An 18315-nucleotide genomic window follows, 5' to 3' on the forward strand; every position below is an offset into this window, starting at 1 on the left:
GGTTGTGTTCAATGTCTGATCATCACGCGAAGGTAGAAATCGAAATCGGGTCCGAACGGGGCTTTGGTTACGTCTTCACCGCTGTCTTCTTAATTATCGCTCTTTGGCCCTTGTGGGGCGGAGGGTCGGTGCGCCTGATCCCAATGGTTATCGCCGGGGTTATTCTGGCTTTGACAGTTTTTGCACCCGCCACTCTGAAGGTGCCGAACCGGCTTTGGTTCAAACTCGGCATGCTTTTGGGTGCGATTGTGGCCCCAATCGTCATGTTTTTGGTGTTTGTCACTACGTTTGTCCCGTTTGGGCTGGTTACGCGCCTGTTGGGAAAAGACCTGCTGTCACAGAAACTGGACAGTTCATCAGATAGCTACTGGATTGTTCGTGAAGAGCAGCCCGGCAGCATGAAACAGCAATTTTAACAAGGGAGTACCAGGCGTGACATTCGTATCCGAGCTCTGGTCATTTATGAAAGTCAGAAAGAAATTCTGGCTGTTGCCCATTCTGATCGTTTTGGGTGTGTTTGGTGGATTGATCGTGTTGAGCCAAGGCTCGGCGATTGCACCTTTCGTCTACACGTTGTTCTGATCACATGGCATACATTTTAGGTATTTCGGCGCTGTATCACGACAGCGCAGCGGCGTTGCTTTGCGACGGCAAGATCGTTGCGGCCGCGCAGGAAGAGCGTTTTACACGGCGCAAACACGACCCCGGATTTCCGGTAGAAGCCATCAATTACGTGCTGGCCGAATCGGGGGTTGCGCTTGAAGACGTCGACAATGTGGTTTTCTACGACAAACCGTTTCTAAAATTCGAACGGTTGATCGAGACTTACATTGCGGTGGCGCCACGTGGGTTCAATTCCTTCCGCATGGCAATGCCGGTCTGGCTGCGAGAGAAGCTGTTTCTCAAGGATCTGCTTGCAAAGCAGCTTCGCAAAATCGACCCGGAATTCAATCTCGAAAAACTGCTGTTCGCCGAGCACCACATCAGTCACGCGGCCAGTGCGTTCTATCCTTCGCCCTTCGAAGACGCGGTCGTGCTGACTGTCGATGGAGTCGGAGAATGGGCAACCACCACCGTGGGTGTTGGTCGCGGTAACGAGCTGACCATGGTGAAAGAGCTGCATTTCCCGCATTCGCTGGGTCTGCTGTATTCTGCATTCACCTATTACACCGGGTTCAAGGTGAATTCTGGTGAATACAAGGTCATGGGCTTGGCGCCCTATGGCGACCCCAAATACAAGGATCTGATCCTTGAGCATCTTGTCGACCTGAAAGAGGACGGTTCGTTCCGCCTGAACCAGAAGTATTTCAATTATACAGCTGGTCTGACCATGACGAGCAAAGCGATGGAAGAGCTGTTCGACCAACCGGTTCGAAAAGCCGAAACCGACCAGCTGACGCAGTTCCACATGGATATTGCCGCGTCGGTTCAGGCCGTGACCGAAGAGATCATGCTGCGGATCACTCGGGACCTGGCGAAAGAGCATGGTATACGCAACCTCTGCATGGCCGGAGGCGTTGCTCTGAACTGTGTCGCGAATGGCAAAATCCTTCGCGATGGCGCCTTCGACAATGTTTGGGTGCAGCCCGCAGCGGGTGATGCGGGCGGGGCGCTGGGTGCTGCCTATGCGGCCTGGCATCAAGAGCTAGCGCAGCCGCGGCAGGTGACCTCGGGTGATCAGATGCTGGGGGCCTATCTTGGTCCGCGTTATGAAGATGACGACATAGCGCAAGAACTGGCGGCGGCCGGTGCGAAGTTTTCCACCTATGAAAATGGTGAGTTGATTGACCAGACGGCGCAGGCGCTGGCTGACGGTAAGGCTGTTGGTTGGTTTCAGGGGCGGATGGAATTCGGTCCGCGTGCGTTGGGTGCCCGCTCCATTCTGGGCGATCCACGGTCAGCTTCGATGCAGAAAACGCTGAACCTGAAGGTCAAGTATCGCGAAAGTTTCCGCCCATTTGCCCCATCTGTTCTGCGCGAAGACGTAGCCGATTGGTTCGAGCTGGATGGCGATAGCCCTTACATGTTGATCGTGGCGGATGTGCAGGAAAAAATCCGGCGCAAGATGACCGAGGAAGAAGACGCTCTGTTCGGGATTGAAAAGCTGAACGTCAAACGATCTGACATCCCTGCTGTGACCCATGTTGATTATTCTGCCCGTATCCAGACAGTTCACCAAGAGACCAACCCAGCCTATCACGCGCTGATTTCAAAGTTTAAAGAACTGACCGGATGCTCTTTGGTGGTGAACACTTCATTCAATGTGCGCGGCGAACCGATTGTGTGCACGCCCACCGATGCGTTCCGCTGTTTCATGGGAACGGATATCGAGGTCCTGTCCATCGGGAACTGCCTGTTGCGTAAGGAAGATCAGGATCCCGCGCTTAGGGAGAATTACGAGACAAAATACGAGCTGGACTAATCTGTTGCGCAAGCGGCGGAACCGCGACACAGTCTGCCCCTGAGACCTATTTGGTGGAATCGGGGGCAGGGAATGCGGCAGCGCGGAAATGTCTTGTTTGTCGTGATTGACCAGCTTCGGGCAGATTGTCTGACCGGCGCGCTGGCCGAGCATGTCAATTTGCCTAATTTGCGCGCTTTTATGGACGAGGCCGTCACGTTTCAGCGCCATTTCTCGGTTACTAACCCTTGTGGCCCGTCGCGTGCGTCCATCCTGACCGGGCAATATGCGATGAATCATAGATCGGTTCGCAATGGAACGCCTTTGCGGCACGACACGCCAAACATCGCAACCGAGATTCGTAAGGCGGGATATCTGCCCTTGCTCTACGGGTATACCGACACCTCGGCTGACCCACGGGTTTACGATGCCAATGACCCGATCCTGAAATCTTACGAACGTCCCATGGAGGGGTTTGAAGAGGTCGTGGAAATGCGGCTTGAAGAATCTTATCCCTGGCGCGCTGACTTGCTGAAAAAAGGTTACAGGTTCGACTCATACTGGGATCTGCACAAACCTGTTTCAACCTCAGGTGAGCCATCCAAATTGAACGACCCGGCGGTGTACCGCGCCGAAGACAGCGACACCGCCTTTTTGACCAACGCTTTTCTGGACAGTATCGCGGCCTTCGGCGACCAAAGCTGGTTTGCGCATCTGACCTATATCCGGCCTCATCCTCCTTTGGTCGCACCCGCTCCCTATAACGATATGTACGATCCCGTCGCGTTGCCGCGGCCGGTTGGTCATGTCAGCCCAGAAGATGAACTGGCAATACACCCGTTTTTTGGACCAACGATGGCTCGGTATTCGGCTTCGGATTTCGTTTTGGGTTTTGATGAGGTGCAACCCTCCACGGCCAATATTCAGGCGCTGCGCTCTGTTTATCTGGGCCTTGCAACAGAGGTCGATTATCATATCGGCCGCGTTGTCCAGTTTCTCAAGGACAGCAATCAATATGATGAGACATTGATCGTAATCACAGCTGACCACGGTGAAATGCTGGGTGATCGACATAGCTGGGGTAAGATGACCGTCTATGACGCAGCTTATCACACGCCTTTACTGGTCCGGATGCCAGGCAATCAGGCGCAGGCCGGAGCCGTGGTGACGGCACCGACCGAGTCGATTGACATCACGCCAACCATTTTGGATTGGGTGGGCCAGAGTATCCCGAATTCTATGGATGGGCGGTCTTTGATGCCGTTTCTGCAGGGGCAGGGACCCAAGGATTGGCGAAGCTTTTCTTTCAGCGAGCTTGACTTTGCCGAGCCGGAAAATCCAACCCTTTGGCAACAGGAATTGGGAACGGGCAGTAGCGATTCATGCCTGTCCATCTTGCGTGACGAACGTTTTACGCTGGTCGAGTTTGCGGCAAACCTGCCACCGCTTTTGTTTGACCACCTGCGTCGCGGCGAAATGGAAAACGTGGCGAGCAACCCGGAATACGCAACAGACCTGGCCAGGTTGGGGCGCGAGATGCTGCGGCACCGTATGCGAAATATGGACCATACGCTTTCCCTGCATTCCATCACCAAAGAGGGGCCAAAATCCAAGCTCAGGCATTAGTCGGGAATGTTGCCCTGTCTCTGCTACACCTGCGATCAATCTGATGTTACGCATAGCTTCAGAGAGGGGGCAGATTGAACATCACAGATAACCAGATAAAGGCAATGACGACAGCTGGGCTGAATCTGATCGGTCAGGCGTTGTCGATCTACGACAGTCAGTTGCGGCTGGTGCTTTGCAACCGGCCTTTTCAGGTGATGTTCGACCTTCCGGATGATCTGGTCCGGCCGGGTGCGTTGTTCCGTGACACAATACATTTTCTGGCGAGTATCGGCGAGTATGGCCATGATGAGGATGTCGAGGACATCGTCGCACATAGGGTCAGTCAAGCCCTCACATTTGAACCGCACTATATTGAGCGCGTCAGGGCGAATGGGCAGGTGATCTCGGTCGAGGGTGCACCGCTGCCCAACGGCGGATGGGTAACGGTCTATACCGACATCACAGATACCAAACAGGCCGAAGCGCTATTGCGGGCGCGTTCCGAAGAATTGTCGGACGAATTGTTGACCCGGGCCGAGGAATTGGCAGCGACCAACAGAAAGCTAGCGTCGACCATTTCGGCTTTGGAAGAGGCAAAACGTCAGTTAACCGAAATCGAAGCCCGTACCCGGATGACAACCGAAATGATGCCAGCGCATATTGCGCATCTGGATGCCGATGGGCGGTACGATTATTCCAATCGCAAGCTCAGTTCGGTTTTGCCCGGCCGTCCCTCTGAAATTCTTGGGATGCATATTTCTGACGCTTTGGGACCGGCCGCATTTGCGCGGATCGAACAGAACCTGAACCGTGCCTACGACGGGGAAGCCACGGTATTTGAATTCACAGAGGGTCAGGATTCACGTCGAATCCGTGTTTCGTTCACGCCCGACAGCGAAGGCGGTGTCTATGTGATGTCAGTTGACATCACTGAAGAAACGCAAGCCCGTGTGGCCCTGCAACAAACACGCCGCCGGGAAATGGCGGCGCAAATGACAAGCGGTCTTGCGCATGATTTCTCAAACTTGCTGACAATTATACTGGGGATGCAGGCCAAGCTTGATAAAATGGACCTGCCGGAAGGCGCACAAAAGCTGGTGGCCGCCACGCGCCAGACTGCTAAACGCGGCGGGCAGTTGCTGAACCGCATAGCAGGCATGACCGGCAACCGAACGCCGCAACCCAAAGCCACGGATATGCGTGCTCTGCTCGAGGATTTGCGTATTCTCGCCACGCCGTCACTGCCGCGTGGCATGGGGCTTTCGGTCGTGAATACATTGCCGGATGTGGCACTTATGTTGGATCAGGGGATGATGCAGGACGCCATCCTGAATCTGGTGCTGAATGCGCGAGATGCGTGCGGAGAAACAGGTCAGATCACGATCAGCGCGCATACGATTGGTGGAACCTGGATCGAGATTTCCGTCTCGGACACAGGGCCGGGCTTTTCGGAAGAAGCGCTTGGAAAAGCACTCAATCCTTTCTTCACCACAAAGGGTGATAAGGGATCGGGTTTGGGTTTGCCCATGGTTTACGATACGGTCAAATTGACCGGCGGAAATCTGAGCCTGCGCAATACACCAAGCGGCGCCATGGTGGTTCTTCGGTTACCATACCGCGCCGCGCCGCCTGCGCTGGAAGGGCTGGTTCTGTTGGTTGAAGACAGCAGCCAACTTCGTCGGAATTTCCGTGATATGCTTGTGGAGATGGGGTTCACCGTGATTGAGGCGACCTCAACCGATGAGGCGCTTTCATTGGTGAACCAGATCGAAGACATTGCATTGATATTGTCCGACATTCGGCTGGAAGGACCAGAGACGGGGCTTGACCTTTTGCAGAAAGTGAACCCTGACTTGCCGTGTATTCTAATGACATCGCTGCCTTATTCCGACCCGCTGCATCGTCAGGCACTGGCTTTGGCACCAGTTCTGCGCAAACCGTTCACACAAGCGCAGCTTACTGCCTTAATCCGAAATGAGGCCGCATGATGAACCAACCGCTGGTAACCATCTTAGATGATGAGCCTGAGATACGTCGTATCCTGACCGACACACTGGAAGAGGCGGGGTTCCGCACTCAAAGTTTTTCCCGTGCTCGTGAATTTGAAGCATCGTTGAAAAGAGTGGTGCCCGATGTGTGTCTGGTCGACCTGTCTTTGCCGGACACAGACGGCTTGGCACTTGTTCATCGCCTGGCTTTGGAACAAGGTGCCGCAGTCATCATTATTTCGGGGCGGGCACAGGTACAGGATCGTGTCACCGGATTGGAGCTTGGTGCGGATGACTACATCACCAAACCCTTTGATCCAGCCGAAGTGGTCGCTCGTATCCGGGCGCGGCTTCGATCATCGCGGGCACCAGCTCCTCAGTCAGAGATCGCAGAATTCAACGGCTGGACCGCGTATTTCGACCGCTACGTTCTTGAAGACGGTTCCGGATCAGAAACGCCGTTCAGCCACGCCGAGGCCGAGGTGTTACGTCTGTTTCTAGATAGTCCTAAACGGTTGATCAGCCGGTCGCAGATGCAAGAAGCGCTCGGGGGAGGCGCGGGCGACAGCTTTGACCGGGCCATGGACGTGCGAATATCCCGATTGCGAACAAAACTGGGCGAGGACCCTAAGAACCCGCGATTGATTAAAACCATCTATGGGGCAGGGTACATCTTTTTGGGCGACGTCGCCTGGCGATGATGATGACGAAGCTGGGTGCATCTGGCATTCGGTGTGAAACGGGCTCATAAGCTGTCGGAACGTAGGGGTGCTAAAGTAGATATTGCGGTCGCCACCCCGTTATTGTCGGTCGCGTGTTGATAATCTTTCGGCAGGCACTGGATTCTCGGTACAGTCAGGCATAACTAACACAACCGCGCGGTTCTTTGGCTAAGGCTAACTTGGGTTGAAACGTGATCAGATATCGAATTCGAAAAGGTTTTGGAGCGTAAAATGATCAAAGAGACCTTAGCGAACTGGCGATCCAGCCATCTCGGTCGACTTTTGAGTGAAAGTCTTCGGAAGCAGGGTTGGTTGTACGGTGTTGCCATGGTGGCGATGATTGTCGTCGCAGCAACAACTGCGGGAACCGCATGGATGATGGAGAACATCGTCAATGCGATGACCACGCCTGAGATGAAGTCGCAAGTCTACCTGATTGCCGCAGCGGTCGTCGGCTTGTTTTTGAGTAAGGCTGTCGCCTCTTATATCCAGTCAATCTTTCTGGCGCGTGCGGGCAACCGGATCATCGCGGTGCAACAGGAAAGGCTTTACAATAAGCTGCTGAAACGCGGTGTTGGTTTCTTTGCTGAAACAGAATCGTCCAACCTTCTTATGCGCGTAACTCATGGCGCTCAGGCCGCGCGGCGGCTTATCGACGTCATGGTGACCAGCTTCGTTCGTGATGCCCTGACATTGGTCGGCCTCATCTTCGTGATGATTTACCAGGAACCTGTATTGTCAATTCTGTTCTTCTTTGTGGGTCCCGTTGCGCTTTTGAGTGTGCGTTACATCCTCAAAGGTGTGCGGTCGATCATGCAGTCAGAAATGAAGGCGCTGTCTGAAATCATCAAGGTTCTGCAGGAAACATCTGCGGGCATTCGGGTCATCAAGGTCTTTGCTTTGGAAGACAACATGACTGACCGTATGAATGGGGCGATCAGGTCGGTTGAAAAACGGGCGAACTCAATTTCCAGATTGCAGTCGATTGCCAGCCCGTTGATGGAGCTTCTGGCCGGTGTCGCGATTGCGGGTGTTCTGATCATCAGTACTCTTGATATTACCGGCAGCGAGCCGACTTCGGCAGGCCAACTGATGTCATTTATCACAGCGCTTCTGATGGCTTATGAACCCGCCAAACGCCTGTCAAAAATGCGGGTCGTGATTGAAACGGCCCTGGTACCAGTGGGGATGATGTTCGAGCTGCTCGATCAGGAAGACCCGATGGTCGAAAGCGTGAACCCTGAAAAGCTGAAATCCGGCCCGGGTGAAATCCGTCTAAACAACGTGACGTTCGGCTATCAGGGTGAGCAAAAAGTAATCCGAGATATGAACCTGACCTTCGAGGCAGGCAAGACGACAGCTCTGGTGGGTCAGTCCGGTGGTGGCAAGTCCACGATTTTTGGGTTGATCATGCGGTTTTATGATCCCGATCAGGGCAAGGTCGAAATCGATGGCCAAAACCTTGTCGATGTAAGTTTTGCCTCTTTGCGCCGGAAGATCTCCTATGTAGGCCAAGACACGTTCCTGTTCTCGACAACCGTGATGGAGAACCTTCGTTTTGCGCGACCTGGTGCCACCGATGAAGAGGTGATTGAGGCCGCAAAGGCTGCCCATGCTGATGTGTTCATCTCACAACTGCCAAATGGGTACGATACGCAGGTAGGCGAAAACGGCGCGTTTCTTTCTGGAGGTCAAAAACAGCGTTTGGCGATCGCGCGGGCAATTCTACGCAATGCCGAGATTTTGCTTTTGGATGAAGCCACCAGTGCTTTGGATGCGGAATCTGAGGCGCTTGTTAAGGCTGCGCTGGACAAGTTGACCGAGAATGTAACAACCATTGTAATCGCACACCGGCTTTCAACTGTGCTTCAGGCAGATACCATTATGGTTGTTCAAGACGGTGAAGTTATCGAACAAGGCAACCTTGATGCGCTAATCGAACATAACGGGACGTTCCGCCAACTGTTTGACCAGCAATTCAAGCTTCCGGGATCCTAAGCTCAGTCCGAATGGGCGGGGCCCCACATAGATTCTGAACGGCATCGAGAAGTAATGGGCGTTGGCCCGGTCAATTACTACTCACGAAGAGCCTGATCTTTGACTTTGACAATCGGCTGCAGCAGGTAGTCCAAAACGGTTTTCTTGCCCGCAAGAATATCCACCTCGGCAATCATGCCGGGAATAATTTCAACCGCTACTCCGTTCCCATCCAACATCGAGTGGTTGGTCCGGATTTCCACGACAAAAACTTCTTCATCGTCCCGCTCAGATCGCGTCACGGTATCAGCCCCGATACGGATAATTTGCCCGTCCAAGGCCCCGTATCGAGCAAAATCATAGGCAGTAATCTTGATCCGAACCAACTGTTCAGGGTGCAGAAATGCGATGTCTTCGGGGCGGACATAGGCTTCGACCAACAAAGACTCATCCAGCGGTACAATTTCGATCAGTTCCTCACCGCTCCGTGCCATACCGCCTATGGTCGTGCGGTGAATGCGATTTACGATGCCGCGTACCGGCGACCTGATTTGTGCCTGTTCCGCTCTGTTTCGTAAGGCTGGCAGTGATGGTTCCAGAGTAGCCAGTTCCGCAGTTGCCAATGCAAGTTCGGTCAAAGCCGCACTTCGAAACCTGCTTTGTGTCGCCCGAACCCGATCATCAATTTCCTCCAATCCTGTCTTCAGACGGTTGGTAGCGGCTTCAGCCCTGGTCCGGCGGCCTTGCCACTCAGCCTCGCTGCGTCGCAATGACAATAGTGTCGTGGCGGGTTCCATCTGCTGTTCTACTAGGGGGGTAATGATTGCCCGTTCCTCGGCCAGAACTTTCAAAGTCTCGGACGCGGTCACCGTATCGACAAGCCCTTCTTCGTATTCTCTTAACCGTTGTTCCCGTTGGCTCATCAGAATTGAGATTTCTGCCTGCAACTCTGATCGCCGGCCTTGAAACAGAGCTGTCTCAGACTGAACAACAGTCGGCGCACCTTGGACCAGGATCGTATCAAATGTCAGCTCGGTCTCGTCTATCTCTGCTTGCAGGCGCTGAGATCGGGCTCTCAAGCCATATGCACGCTGTTCCTCTTGGCTGAGCTTGCTGTCGATTTGGGTGGTATCGAACTCCATCAGCAACTTCCCCTTTTCAACAACCTCGCCTTCTCGGACATTCAATGACTGCAGAATGCCGGACTCCGTAGCTTCAATCATCTGAACATCCGCCGACGGCACGATGCGGCCTTCTACACGGGTGACATCATCAAGTTCAGTGAAATGGGCCCAAAACGCTGCTGTCGCCAGGAAAGTCAGGATTACCAAGAGAAGCAATGAACTCCTGACCGGTGACCCGCCTCGCATTTCCCGCGCAAGCGAGGCTAGGTCATGATGCTGCGACATTCAGATGCCTCCGTTGCTTTCCGGAATGCTGTGACAGTATGCTTTTTGGTCCATCTACCCGTACTTTGCCGCCCTCTATGACGATAACCCTATCGACAAGTTCCAATAGGCTGGTTCGATGGGTTACGATCAGCATAGTTGTGTCGGGGGTCGCCTTTTTGAGCCGCTGTATGACCTCAGCTTCGGTTTTGACGTCCATGGCACTTGTTGGCTCGTCCAGAAGAAGAACCGGAGGTTTACCAATCAAGGCTCTGGCCAAGGCGATGGCCTGCCGTTGTCCCCCTGACAATCCCTCACCGCGCTCTGCCAGATTTTGGTCATAGCCTCCGGGATGGCGAGAGACAAAATCCTCGACCCCAGCGACTTGCCCCGCCCAAATCAGGTCCTCATCCCTTGGCCTGATTGCGCCGCTTTTGATATTGTCGCGGATTGACCCGGAAAACAGCCAAATATCTTGCAGAACAGAGCCGATATTGCGCCGCAAATCACCTGGATCAATTTGTCTGATATCGACCCCATCCAATTGAACGGACCCGGCGTCTGGATCGTACAAGCCAAGCATTAGCCGCGCGACCGTGCTTTTCCCCGAGCCGATCGGACCAAGGATTGCAACCTTCTCTCCGGGCGAGATGGTGAATGAAACACCGGACAAGACGTTGTCGTGTTTTTCGGGATAAGCAAACTGGATATTTTCGAAGGTTAATCTCCCTTCAAAGCGATCGCGACTGATCCAGCTCCGCCCTTCGGGGCGTTCACTGTCGGCCTGCATTAAGGCATTAAGGTTTTGATAGGCATTTCGGGCCTGATTAACCCGTGTCAGGGTCTGTGCCAGTTGCCCAAGTGGCGCAAGAGCCCGCCCGGTCAACATGACCGAAGCAACAAGCGCGCCCATGCTTGCCTGACCATCCATCACAAGAAAAACACCGTAGAAAACGATAAGGACCTGGGCGGCCTGTTGGGTAAATCCGGTCAGATTCAAGGCAAATTGAGTCACTGCCCTGCTGCGCGCGCCATGTGATGACTGAAGCTGTATGGCAGCCTCCCACCGCGACCTCATTGGCCGGGCCGCCGCTGTCGTTTTTATGGTCTCCAACCCGGATACAGTTTCGACCAGAACCGATTGCTTGGATTGACCATCGATGAAGCTTTTCTCGGCAAGACGAGAAAGTATAGGTTGCACGATGATGCCTGCTAGCAAAACGACAGGCACAGCCAGAGCTGGAACAAGTGCAAGTGGGCCACCGACCAAGTAAATGACAAAGACAAACAATGCTATGAAGGGTAGATCTACGACTGCCACCAAGGTGGCGGATGTGAAAAACTCACGGAGTGTTTCAAATTCACGAATGGTGCTGGCCATGGCCCCTGTCGAACCTGTGCGCGCCTTCATGCGAATGTTGAGGACCTGGTCAAAGACTCTACGGCCCATCGAAATATCTGCTTTCTGGCCAGCCCGATCTATGAATCCTGCCCGCAGGAGTTTGAGCACGAAATCAAAAAGCAGCGCGATCCCAACACCTGCTGTCAAAGCAATCAGAGATTCTGTGGCTTCGTTTGGCAAAACACGGTCATAGACGACCATGATAAAAACCGAGGTAGATAGACCAAGCAGATTTGCCAACGCCGCCGCAAGCGCAACCTGAGTGTAAGACCAACGATTTTCCGCCATAGCAGACCAAAACCAGTGGCCCGAAGCAGAACTGGGCCCCGTGGCTAAATCCTCACGGTGATTGCGCCGCAGCAGGATCGCAAACCCTGTATAGACTTCTGATAGATCGGTTTGCTGAATTTGACCTATTTCCGTGCCAACCTCCGGATCATAGATCAGAACCCGACCATTTGAGGTTCGGCCATGAAACACAACGGATCTTCCCCCTTCAAGAATCAACAACGCAGGAACCAAAGTGTTGTCAAAAGCTGACAAAGCCCTTCTTCCGTATCCCGCCTGGACCCCAACACGCCGTGCCAGTTCCAATGAATCGCGGATTGTAAGCTCTCCGTTCGAGCCTGTTTGGGCCGCGAGGATCCCGGCAAACGTGATTGGACAGTCAAGATGGGCCGCAGCGTGCATCAGGCATTTTTCAAAGCACGATAACTCGGGCGTTGCGAAGGCAGGTGTCAATTGTTTCATTGAGAACCCTCAACGGAACTGATTGAAATGCCAAGGAGATCCAGGATGTCACCAGTCAAACTAAGGATTGCGTAATCTGTCAGGAAATAGTTCTGTTCGGCTAGGATAAGTCTCTCCTGCGCATTCACATAGTCGCGCTGTGCGTCTAGGATTTCGATCAGACTGCGTCGTCCGATTGTGAATTGCGCGCGCGCCGCTGCAACACTGTCAGCATTCGCCTGCGCAGCTATTCGCGCCTCTCTAAGCCGTTGTGCTCCAGCAATTTGGTCAGCGCGAATTGTGTCCAGCTCTCTTTGTATTTCTCGCGTTAGGGATTGATGAACGAATTCCGCTTCGCGAACTTTGGCTTCAGCCGCGGTGATGGCGGCACGGCGCTGTCCAGTAGAGTCCAGCTCATAATTGAAGGATAGGTCGACCCCGAAATTTGCGTCATTGCTATCATCGCGATCCGCAAATGCCGAAACATTCACGCCGGGTTGACGGCGTGCCAAAGCGGCAGCACGTTCTGCCTTGGCGGCAAGCAGGGCCGCTTCCGAACGTCGAATCTGCAGGCTTCCCGTTACGATACTATGATCCGATTGTGAGATCGTCGGCGCTTTGACTGGGGGTTGCAGATCACCTGATGGGCTGCCAAAAACTTCACGAAAACGGGCATCGGCGAGGTCCACTCTGGCTTTTGCATCCGCCAGTCGCGTCCGTGCATCGGCCATCCGCGACCGCGCTGTCAATACATCGGCGTTCGAACCAGCGCCTAATGCAGCCCTCTCGGAAATTTGTTGAACGAGCTGTTGGTGGACTTCCACATTTTTCACCGAAATATCCAGGATTTTCCGTAAATCCAAGACCACTATATAGACCTCAATCGCAGCCAGAGCGGTTGCCGAGGCTGTTGATAACTGGCCGCCGCGACTTTCAAAAACCCGTGCTTTTGCAGCAGTCAAATCACCGGATGCGGCCCCCCCGTCATAAACGAGCTGTGAGATCCGCAGATAAGGGGTCACGTCGGCTGTGTCCGAGTCTACCCGCTCGGATCTGGCGTTGATTCCAAGTGAAACCTGCGGAAGAAAGGCCCCTTTTGCCGCGTCGTGATTGGCTACCGCCACATCCAGCGCGGACATAGATCGCGCGAGGTTGGGGCTGGTCTCGACAGCGTGCCGTACGCGCTTGCCAAAGGAACTGGTGGTCAGTTTCTGAGATGGTTCATGTGTGCGGAAACCCACGGCCCCGGTTGAAAAAGAAGCCTCGACACCGGCAATGTCAGGTGGTTGGGTACAGGCCGATACTATGTTGAAAGAGAGAGCAGAAATCAGAAAACTCAAAAAGCGACCGCATGTGGGCATTTGTCATTCACACTTCATTAGGGCCAGATTACGTCATCGGTTTGGGCTTGGGCGAATGCATTCATGAAACCGGTAAGTTCTGAATTTTCGGTGTATTTTACAGATGCACCGGCCTGGGAAATCTGCTTTTGCGCCTGAAAAAGCCATCTGAGATTGGATAATGAAGCCTGATGGCCATAGATCAGGCGTAAGCCTTTTGTTTCGACCAGTTCAAATTTGCGTTTTGCCGATAGCTGTTCCAGGCGTGCAGAGTTGATTTGCAACCAGTTATGTGCAGAGCCTAATTCCAAATTGCCGCTCAGGGGCTCAAACAGCCCAAATGCGTCTATCATCTTGCAAATTTCGGTTGTTCTAATCTGAGAGGTTGCGCACGCTTTCAAGAAGTTTTGAACTTCTTTCAATTCAGTGCCGAGCGTATCCGGAGTTGAAAAAAAGGGATTGTCAGAGCACTCTTCGGTCAACAGGCCTGAACCTTCATCTACCACCAGCTGAAAGGTGCTGCCGTTATCCATTCGGCGGCACGAAAAGGGGTGGCTGCGCAGTTCGGACGGAATATAGCTGGCCAGCCAACGCCCTTCTGTTGAAACAAATGGCGAGGGTTCACCAGCAAGAAGTGAATATACAGCAATCGGTTCAATTTCTGGGCCGGTCCTGCGAAACACAATCGGAAAAGTGGCTGCAATCTGGAGCACCTCTTCTTCCACGATCACGCTCTCGGTGCGTTCAGCTGCAAAGTCATAAGATGTGAAACGCTTCCAATACTGATGACTGTGACGGTTGAAATTGATTGGAACTAGGCCATTCTGTGCCATGGCAACCTCTTGAATATCGAGAATACTGCCACCCGTGCAGGGTGGCAGTGTAGTCGAGTGTCAGGCACTGGCCCCGGTTGGATCGGTATGCAGAATATTGTCAGCAGTAAGCCCGCTGAGGTCATCCAATCCGGTGAAATGGGCCACCGTTTCGACTGTCGCCGCATCGGATGCGGAATAGTCGACCTTGACTAGCACACTGTCAGTTCCATCCGTAGCCAGGACATAGATCTCGTCACCTGCTTCGGCGCCGGTAAGGCTTTCGACCGCGGTCTCGATGGTTTGAGCAGTCAGATCGCTCAGCTCTGTCATCAAACCAACCACTCCGGTGTCCGCGCCTAGTGCATCCCCTACTGAAAGCGTTTCCACACCTGTTCCGTCGCCGCGCAGGCTGTCGACATCCAATCCACTGAACATGATCGCATCAGCGGTGTCAGTCGCGGGTCCAGTCGTGAAGCCAGTGATCGTATCAACGCCATTTGCTGTTGGGTCCGGCTCGAACACGACAATGTCCCGACCAGCACCTGAGACATCCACTGTGTCATCGCCGTCCTGGCCACGAATGACGTTGTCGATGTTGGTTGCAATCAATGTGTCGTCGCCTGACGTCCCGATCTGCAGCACCGATGGACCACCATCCGGAGTCGTCAACGTCAGAACAATCGGTTCAGAGGCATCTAGAACTGTCATCGTGAATGTGACGATGGGTTGGGACAGGTCGGAATAGGTGGTCGCCGCGCCAGCAAAACTGACGGCTGATCCACTCACCGGGTTCGTCAGGAACAAATCGAATGCCCCATTCTCGACATCTGATCCGGTGTCAAACGTCACCACTGAGGGATCGAAACCCAGTTCGGCTGTGATCGCCAGACCGCTGGACAGATCCGTATCAGGGTCTGCGTAGATTTCAAATGTGACTGTTGATCCACTTTGTCCGGCTTCAGTGATCACATAGGCTGCAGGTTCATGGGCCGTGTTTTCATCCGTAACTGGCAAAGGATCAGGGCCACCTGCCACAGAAACCTCTGCGCCAAAGTCCAGATCATCCCCCGCCTCGACTGATGCAAAGGTCGCAACACTTACCAACAGTGTCCAGGTTCCGTCGGCACCGACCGTAGCGGTTCCGACTGACATGGAATTCAACGTCACATCTACAGCCTCGCCTGCGGCAAGGCCTATTGACGTGCCAGAGACAACGACTCCTGAATTTTGGGCGTCATTCAATGAAACGGCACCGTTTGTTCCGGTGTCATTGATTGTCAGGACAGGCCGGAAATCCGTGGCTAACGGGGTGGCGGCGGCGGTAGAGATGTTGCCGGCGGAATCCGTAACCGTCGCTGAAACCTGGAAGGTTGTGCTGTCTGTCAACGCTCCCAAGTCACCGGACGGAACGATTGCTGACCAGGTGCCACTTGAGGCGGTGCCTGTATAGGACTGCCCGTTCAGTGTGACTGTAACCGTTTCCCCATCGGCGGCATCCGTAGTCCCGGTGATCGTCAGGTCACTATCTTTTTCGGATACATCCAGCTCTGACCCGACCGAAAGAGGGTCGATGGTGACCGCTGGTGCTGTATAGTCTGTGTCAAAACTGGTTGATGTCGCTGTTGTGTTCCCAGCCGCATCCGAAGCAGATGCCTCGACATCGTAGGTTTCGCTATCCTGAAGTCCGGCCAAATCCGCGGCTGAGGCGGTATAGATCCAGGACCCGCCCGTTACGGTCGCCGTGCCGGTGACGTCAACTGTGCCGTCCTGCCGAACGATTTCTACGGTCACAACCGTGCCATCTGCCGTATCAGAGGTTCCGGACACTGTAAGGTCGGTTCCTTGTTCCGCGGCGTTCATGACAGCCCCATCCGACAACCCGGTGATAGAGACCGCCGGTGCTGTGAAATCCGTTGTGAAACTGCCGCTGGCCTGCAGGGCAGGGTTTCCAGCCGCGTCCGAGACATCTGCGGTAACATTGACGGTTGCTGCATCGGACAGGGCAGCAAGATCTATCGCCGGGACGGTCGCCGACCAGGTACCGCCAGAGGCGGTTGCGGTGTAGTCCTGCCCATTCATGGAAACGGTTACGGTTTGACCATCCTCAGCGTTCGTTGTTCCAGAGATTGTCAGATCAGTGCCCTGTTCGGCTGCATTCATGACAGCGCCGTCGGAAAAGTTGTCGATGCTTACAGTCGGCGCGGTGGCATTTTTCGAAAGCGGGACACTTGCCTGCGGTGCAGATAGGCCGTCTGTGTCAAGCACATCCGCCGTGATCGTGAAATCGCCCCCATCTGCCAGCGATGCAAGATCGCTTGCAGGGACGGTGACGCTCCAACTGCCGCCGCTGACTGAACCGGTGTAGGTTTGTCCATCCAGGGTGACTGTCACCACCTGGCCGTCCTGAACATTTCCTGTTGTGCCACTGATGGTCAGGTCGGAGGCGGTTTCGGCAGCGTTGATGACCGCGCCAACTGACAATGGCGCGATATTCACCGAGGGTCCCGTCAGATCGACCGGAACCGAGGCGGTGACCGGTACCGATGGGTTTCCTGCCACATCATCTACGACAACACTTACCGTGGCCGGAATTCCGGTGGAAAGCGAGCTGAGGTCGCCGCTGGGTATGGTGACACTCCAAGTACCGCCTGACACGGTGCCGGTATATGCTTGGCCATCGAACGTCACAGTGACCGTCTGACCGTCTGTGGCGGACGTTGACCCGGACACAACCAGATCAGAGCTAATGTCCCCCAGGCCGATCGAGCCGCCAGAGACCGGATCAAGCGTGATCGTTGGAGCGCTAAAGTCTGTGTCAAAGCTTGCGCTTGTCTGTACCGCCGGATTACCCGCGCGGTCGTCGACATCGGCAGTCACTGAAACGGTCACCCCGTCAGGCAGGGCGGCCAGGTCTGTGGCCGGCACGGTAACACTCCAGTGGCCGCCGCCATTCACTGTCCCAGTATAAGTCTGCCCGTTTACAGATACCGTTACTGTTTGACCTCTCTCGGCGTCAGAAGTGCCCGAGATTGTAAGATCGGTCGCTTGCTCGGCGGCATTCAGAATGGCCCCGTCCGAAAAGCCCGTAATGCTGACCGTCGGTGGAAGAGTGTCCACATCGAATCTTACCGTTTCGACCGATACTTCCTCACCCGCTCCATCCAGGTTGCGAACGGTGACTGTTGTCACACCTTGAGGAAGGCTAGCCGCCTCAACCGCCGTAAGGGAAATACTCCAGCTGCCATCTGGATTGGGCGTTGCCGTCTTGGTCAGTGACCCGATTGTCACCTCGACCGTTGTGGTTCCGGTCGGTGCCATCAGGTTTGCGCTGGCGCTGTTCAATGCGTTCGCTTGCAGACCAGCAAGGTTCAGGCTCTGGAAATTTGGAGCGGGCGCCGGAGCCTCGTCATCTCCACCGCCGCCGCCACCACCTCCCCCTGCTGCGGCTGCACCCGCCAGACCAAGGCCCCCCAAAACAGCACCGGCGCCGCTAACGCCGCCAGCGGCTGCTGCGGCTCCCCCGGCTTCGGCGGCCAGTGCGAATTGCGCGATTTCCGCCGCCGCATCTTCGGCAATCATGATGGAGCCGCCATCCAGGATATGAACATTCTCTGCCGAGACCAAAATCGTGCGCCCATCTTCCAATTTGAGGAGAACATCGCCATTTGCCAGCAGCTTTGCGCTGTTAACGCCGGGAATCGCATCAGCGAATTGGAAGGTGTCCAGTTCTTCGGTCGTGGCCTGTGCCAACGCAGGAAGGGCAAGCAAGGCCGAACTTAGACTGCCTGCGATACCGCGCCCGACCCAGCGACGCATTTTGTTGCCGATCCACTTGCGTATCTGTTGCCGCTGACCCGCATCGGGCCGGGTACTTGCAGGATTGCGTGTCATATCAGGTGTTTTGGTCATCTTGCCCTCACATGCTGTTTCCGCGCTGAAATCATG

The 18315-nt window shown here is 54.5% G+C and carries 12 protein-coding genes; 7 read left to right on the forward strand and 5 right to left on the reverse strand.

What is annotated here, in order from left to right; genetic code table 11:
- Positions 1 to 11 precede the first annotated feature (11 nt).
- The 7 genes from AC2FJV_RS10125 (at position 12) to AC2FJV_RS10155 (ending at position 8717) form a co-directional block, all read left to right on the forward strand.
- Positions 12 to 416, forward strand: coding sequence for an SxtJ family membrane protein (locus AC2FJV_RS10125; protein ID WP_496713597.1), 405 nt, complete (start codon positions 12 to 14; stop codon positions 414 to 416).
- Between the two features lie 16 nt (positions 417 to 432).
- The gene (locus AC2FJV_RS10130; protein ID WP_142636421.1) at positions 433 to 582 is read left to right on the forward strand and encodes a DUF5989 family protein; all 150 of its coding nucleotides are present in this window, start codon (positions 433 to 435) and stop codon (positions 580 to 582) included.
- 4 nt (positions 583 to 586) lie between these two features.
- Positions 587 to 2422, forward strand: coding sequence for a carbamoyltransferase family protein (locus AC2FJV_RS10135; RefSeq protein ID WP_496693777.1), 1836 nt, complete (start codon positions 587 to 589; stop codon positions 2420 to 2422).
- A 72-nt stretch (positions 2423 to 2494) separates the two neighbouring features.
- Entirely contained in the window at positions 2495 to 4027 is a 1533-nt protein-coding gene (locus AC2FJV_RS10140) for a sulfatase-like hydrolase/transferase (protein WP_281995124.1), read from the forward strand.
- A gap of 104 nt (positions 4028 to 4131) precedes the next feature.
- On the forward strand, positions 4132 to 5997 hold the full coding sequence (locus AC2FJV_RS10145) for a PAS-domain containing protein (RefSeq protein ID WP_496713599.1): 1866 nt from the start codon (positions 4132 to 4134) through the stop codon (positions 5995 to 5997).
- Positions 5997 to 6698: a response regulator transcription factor gene (locus tag AC2FJV_RS10150; protein WP_142636417.1), complete on the forward strand. Its 702-nt coding sequence runs from the start codon at positions 5997 to 5999 to the stop codon at positions 6696 to 6698. Before AC2FJV_RS10145 ends, AC2FJV_RS10150 begins: the two co-directional genes overlap by 1 nt.
- 252 nt (positions 6699 to 6950) lie before the next feature.
- The gene (locus AC2FJV_RS10155) at positions 6951 to 8717 is read left to right on the forward strand and encodes an ABC transporter ATP-binding protein (protein WP_496713601.1); all 1767 of its coding nucleotides are present in this window, start codon (positions 6951 to 6953) and stop codon (positions 8715 to 8717) included.
- A gap of 77 nt (positions 8718 to 8794) precedes the next feature.
- Here AC2FJV_RS10155 and AC2FJV_RS10160 read toward each other — a convergent pair whose 3' ends face one another.
- The 5 genes from AC2FJV_RS10160 to AC2FJV_RS10180 all read right to left on the reverse strand — a co-directional run bounded on the left by AC2FJV_RS10160 (position 8795) and on the right by AC2FJV_RS10180 (position 18279).
- On the reverse strand, positions 8795 to 10105 hold the full coding sequence (locus tag AC2FJV_RS10160) for an HlyD family type I secretion periplasmic adaptor subunit (RefSeq protein WP_496693774.1): 1311 nt from the start codon (positions 10103 to 10105) through the stop codon (positions 8795 to 8797).
- Entirely contained in the window at positions 10089 to 12236 is a 2148-nt protein-coding gene (locus tag AC2FJV_RS10165) for a type I secretion system permease/ATPase (protein WP_496689260.1), read from the reverse strand. The genes AC2FJV_RS10160 and AC2FJV_RS10165 overlap by 17 nt, the downstream gene beginning before the upstream one ends.
- A complete protein-coding gene (locus AC2FJV_RS10170) occupies positions 12233 to 13456 on the reverse strand; it encodes a TolC family protein (RefSeq protein WP_496689262.1) in 1224 nt (407 codons plus the stop codon). The genes AC2FJV_RS10165 and AC2FJV_RS10170 overlap by 4 nt, the downstream gene beginning before the upstream one ends.
- Before the next feature lie 137 nt (positions 13457 to 13593).
- Entirely contained in the window at positions 13594 to 14388 is a 795-nt protein-coding gene (locus AC2FJV_RS10175) for a SapC family protein (protein WP_496693773.1), read from the reverse strand.
- 60 nt (positions 14389 to 14448) lie between these two features.
- Positions 14449 to 18279, reverse strand: coding sequence for a beta strand repeat-containing protein (locus AC2FJV_RS10180; protein WP_496713603.1), 3831 nt, complete (start codon positions 18277 to 18279; stop codon positions 14449 to 14451).
- Between the last annotated feature and the right edge of the window lie 36 nt (positions 18280 to 18315).

The sequence above is a fragment of the Ruegeria sp. CDSA241 genome (assembly GCF_059611265.1).

Excerpts from the sequence above, each read along its gene's own strand:
- AC2FJV_RS10125 (WP_496713597.1), top strand. The coding sequence starts at position 12 with ATGTCTGATCATCACGCGAAGGTAGAAATCGAAATCGGGTCCGAACGG.
- AC2FJV_RS10135 (WP_496693777.1), top strand. The coding sequence starts at position 587 with ATGGCATACATTTTAGGTATTTCGGCGCTGTATCACGACAGCGCAGCG.
- AC2FJV_RS10140 (WP_281995124.1), top strand. The coding sequence starts at position 2,495 with ATGCGGCAGCGCGGAAATGTCTTGTTTGTCGTGATTGACCAGCTTCGG.
- AC2FJV_RS10145 (WP_496713599.1), top strand. The coding sequence starts at position 4,132 with ATGACGACAGCTGGGCTGAATCTGATCGGTCAGGCGTTGTCGATCTAC.
- AC2FJV_RS10150 (WP_142636417.1), top strand. The coding sequence starts at position 5,997 with ATGAACCAACCGCTGGTAACCATCTTAGATGATGAGCCTGAGATACGT.
- AC2FJV_RS10155 (WP_496713601.1), top strand. The coding sequence starts at position 6,951 with ATGATCAAAGAGACCTTAGCGAACTGGCGATCCAGCCATCTCGGTCGA.
- AC2FJV_RS10160 (WP_496693774.1), bottom strand. The coding sequence starts at position 10,105 with ATGTCGCAGCATCATGACCTAGCCTCGCTTGCGCGGGAAATGCGAGGC.
- AC2FJV_RS10165 (WP_496689260.1), bottom strand. The coding sequence starts at position 12,236 with ATGAAACAATTGACACCTGCCTTCGCAACGCCCGAGTTATCGTGCTTT.
- AC2FJV_RS10175 (WP_496693773.1), bottom strand. The coding sequence starts at position 14,388 with ATGGCACAGAATGGCCTAGTTCCAATCAATTTCAACCGTCACAGTCAT.
- AC2FJV_RS10180 (WP_496713603.1), bottom strand. The coding sequence starts at position 18,279 with ATGACCAAAACACCTGATATGACACGCAATCCTGCAAGTACCCGGCCC.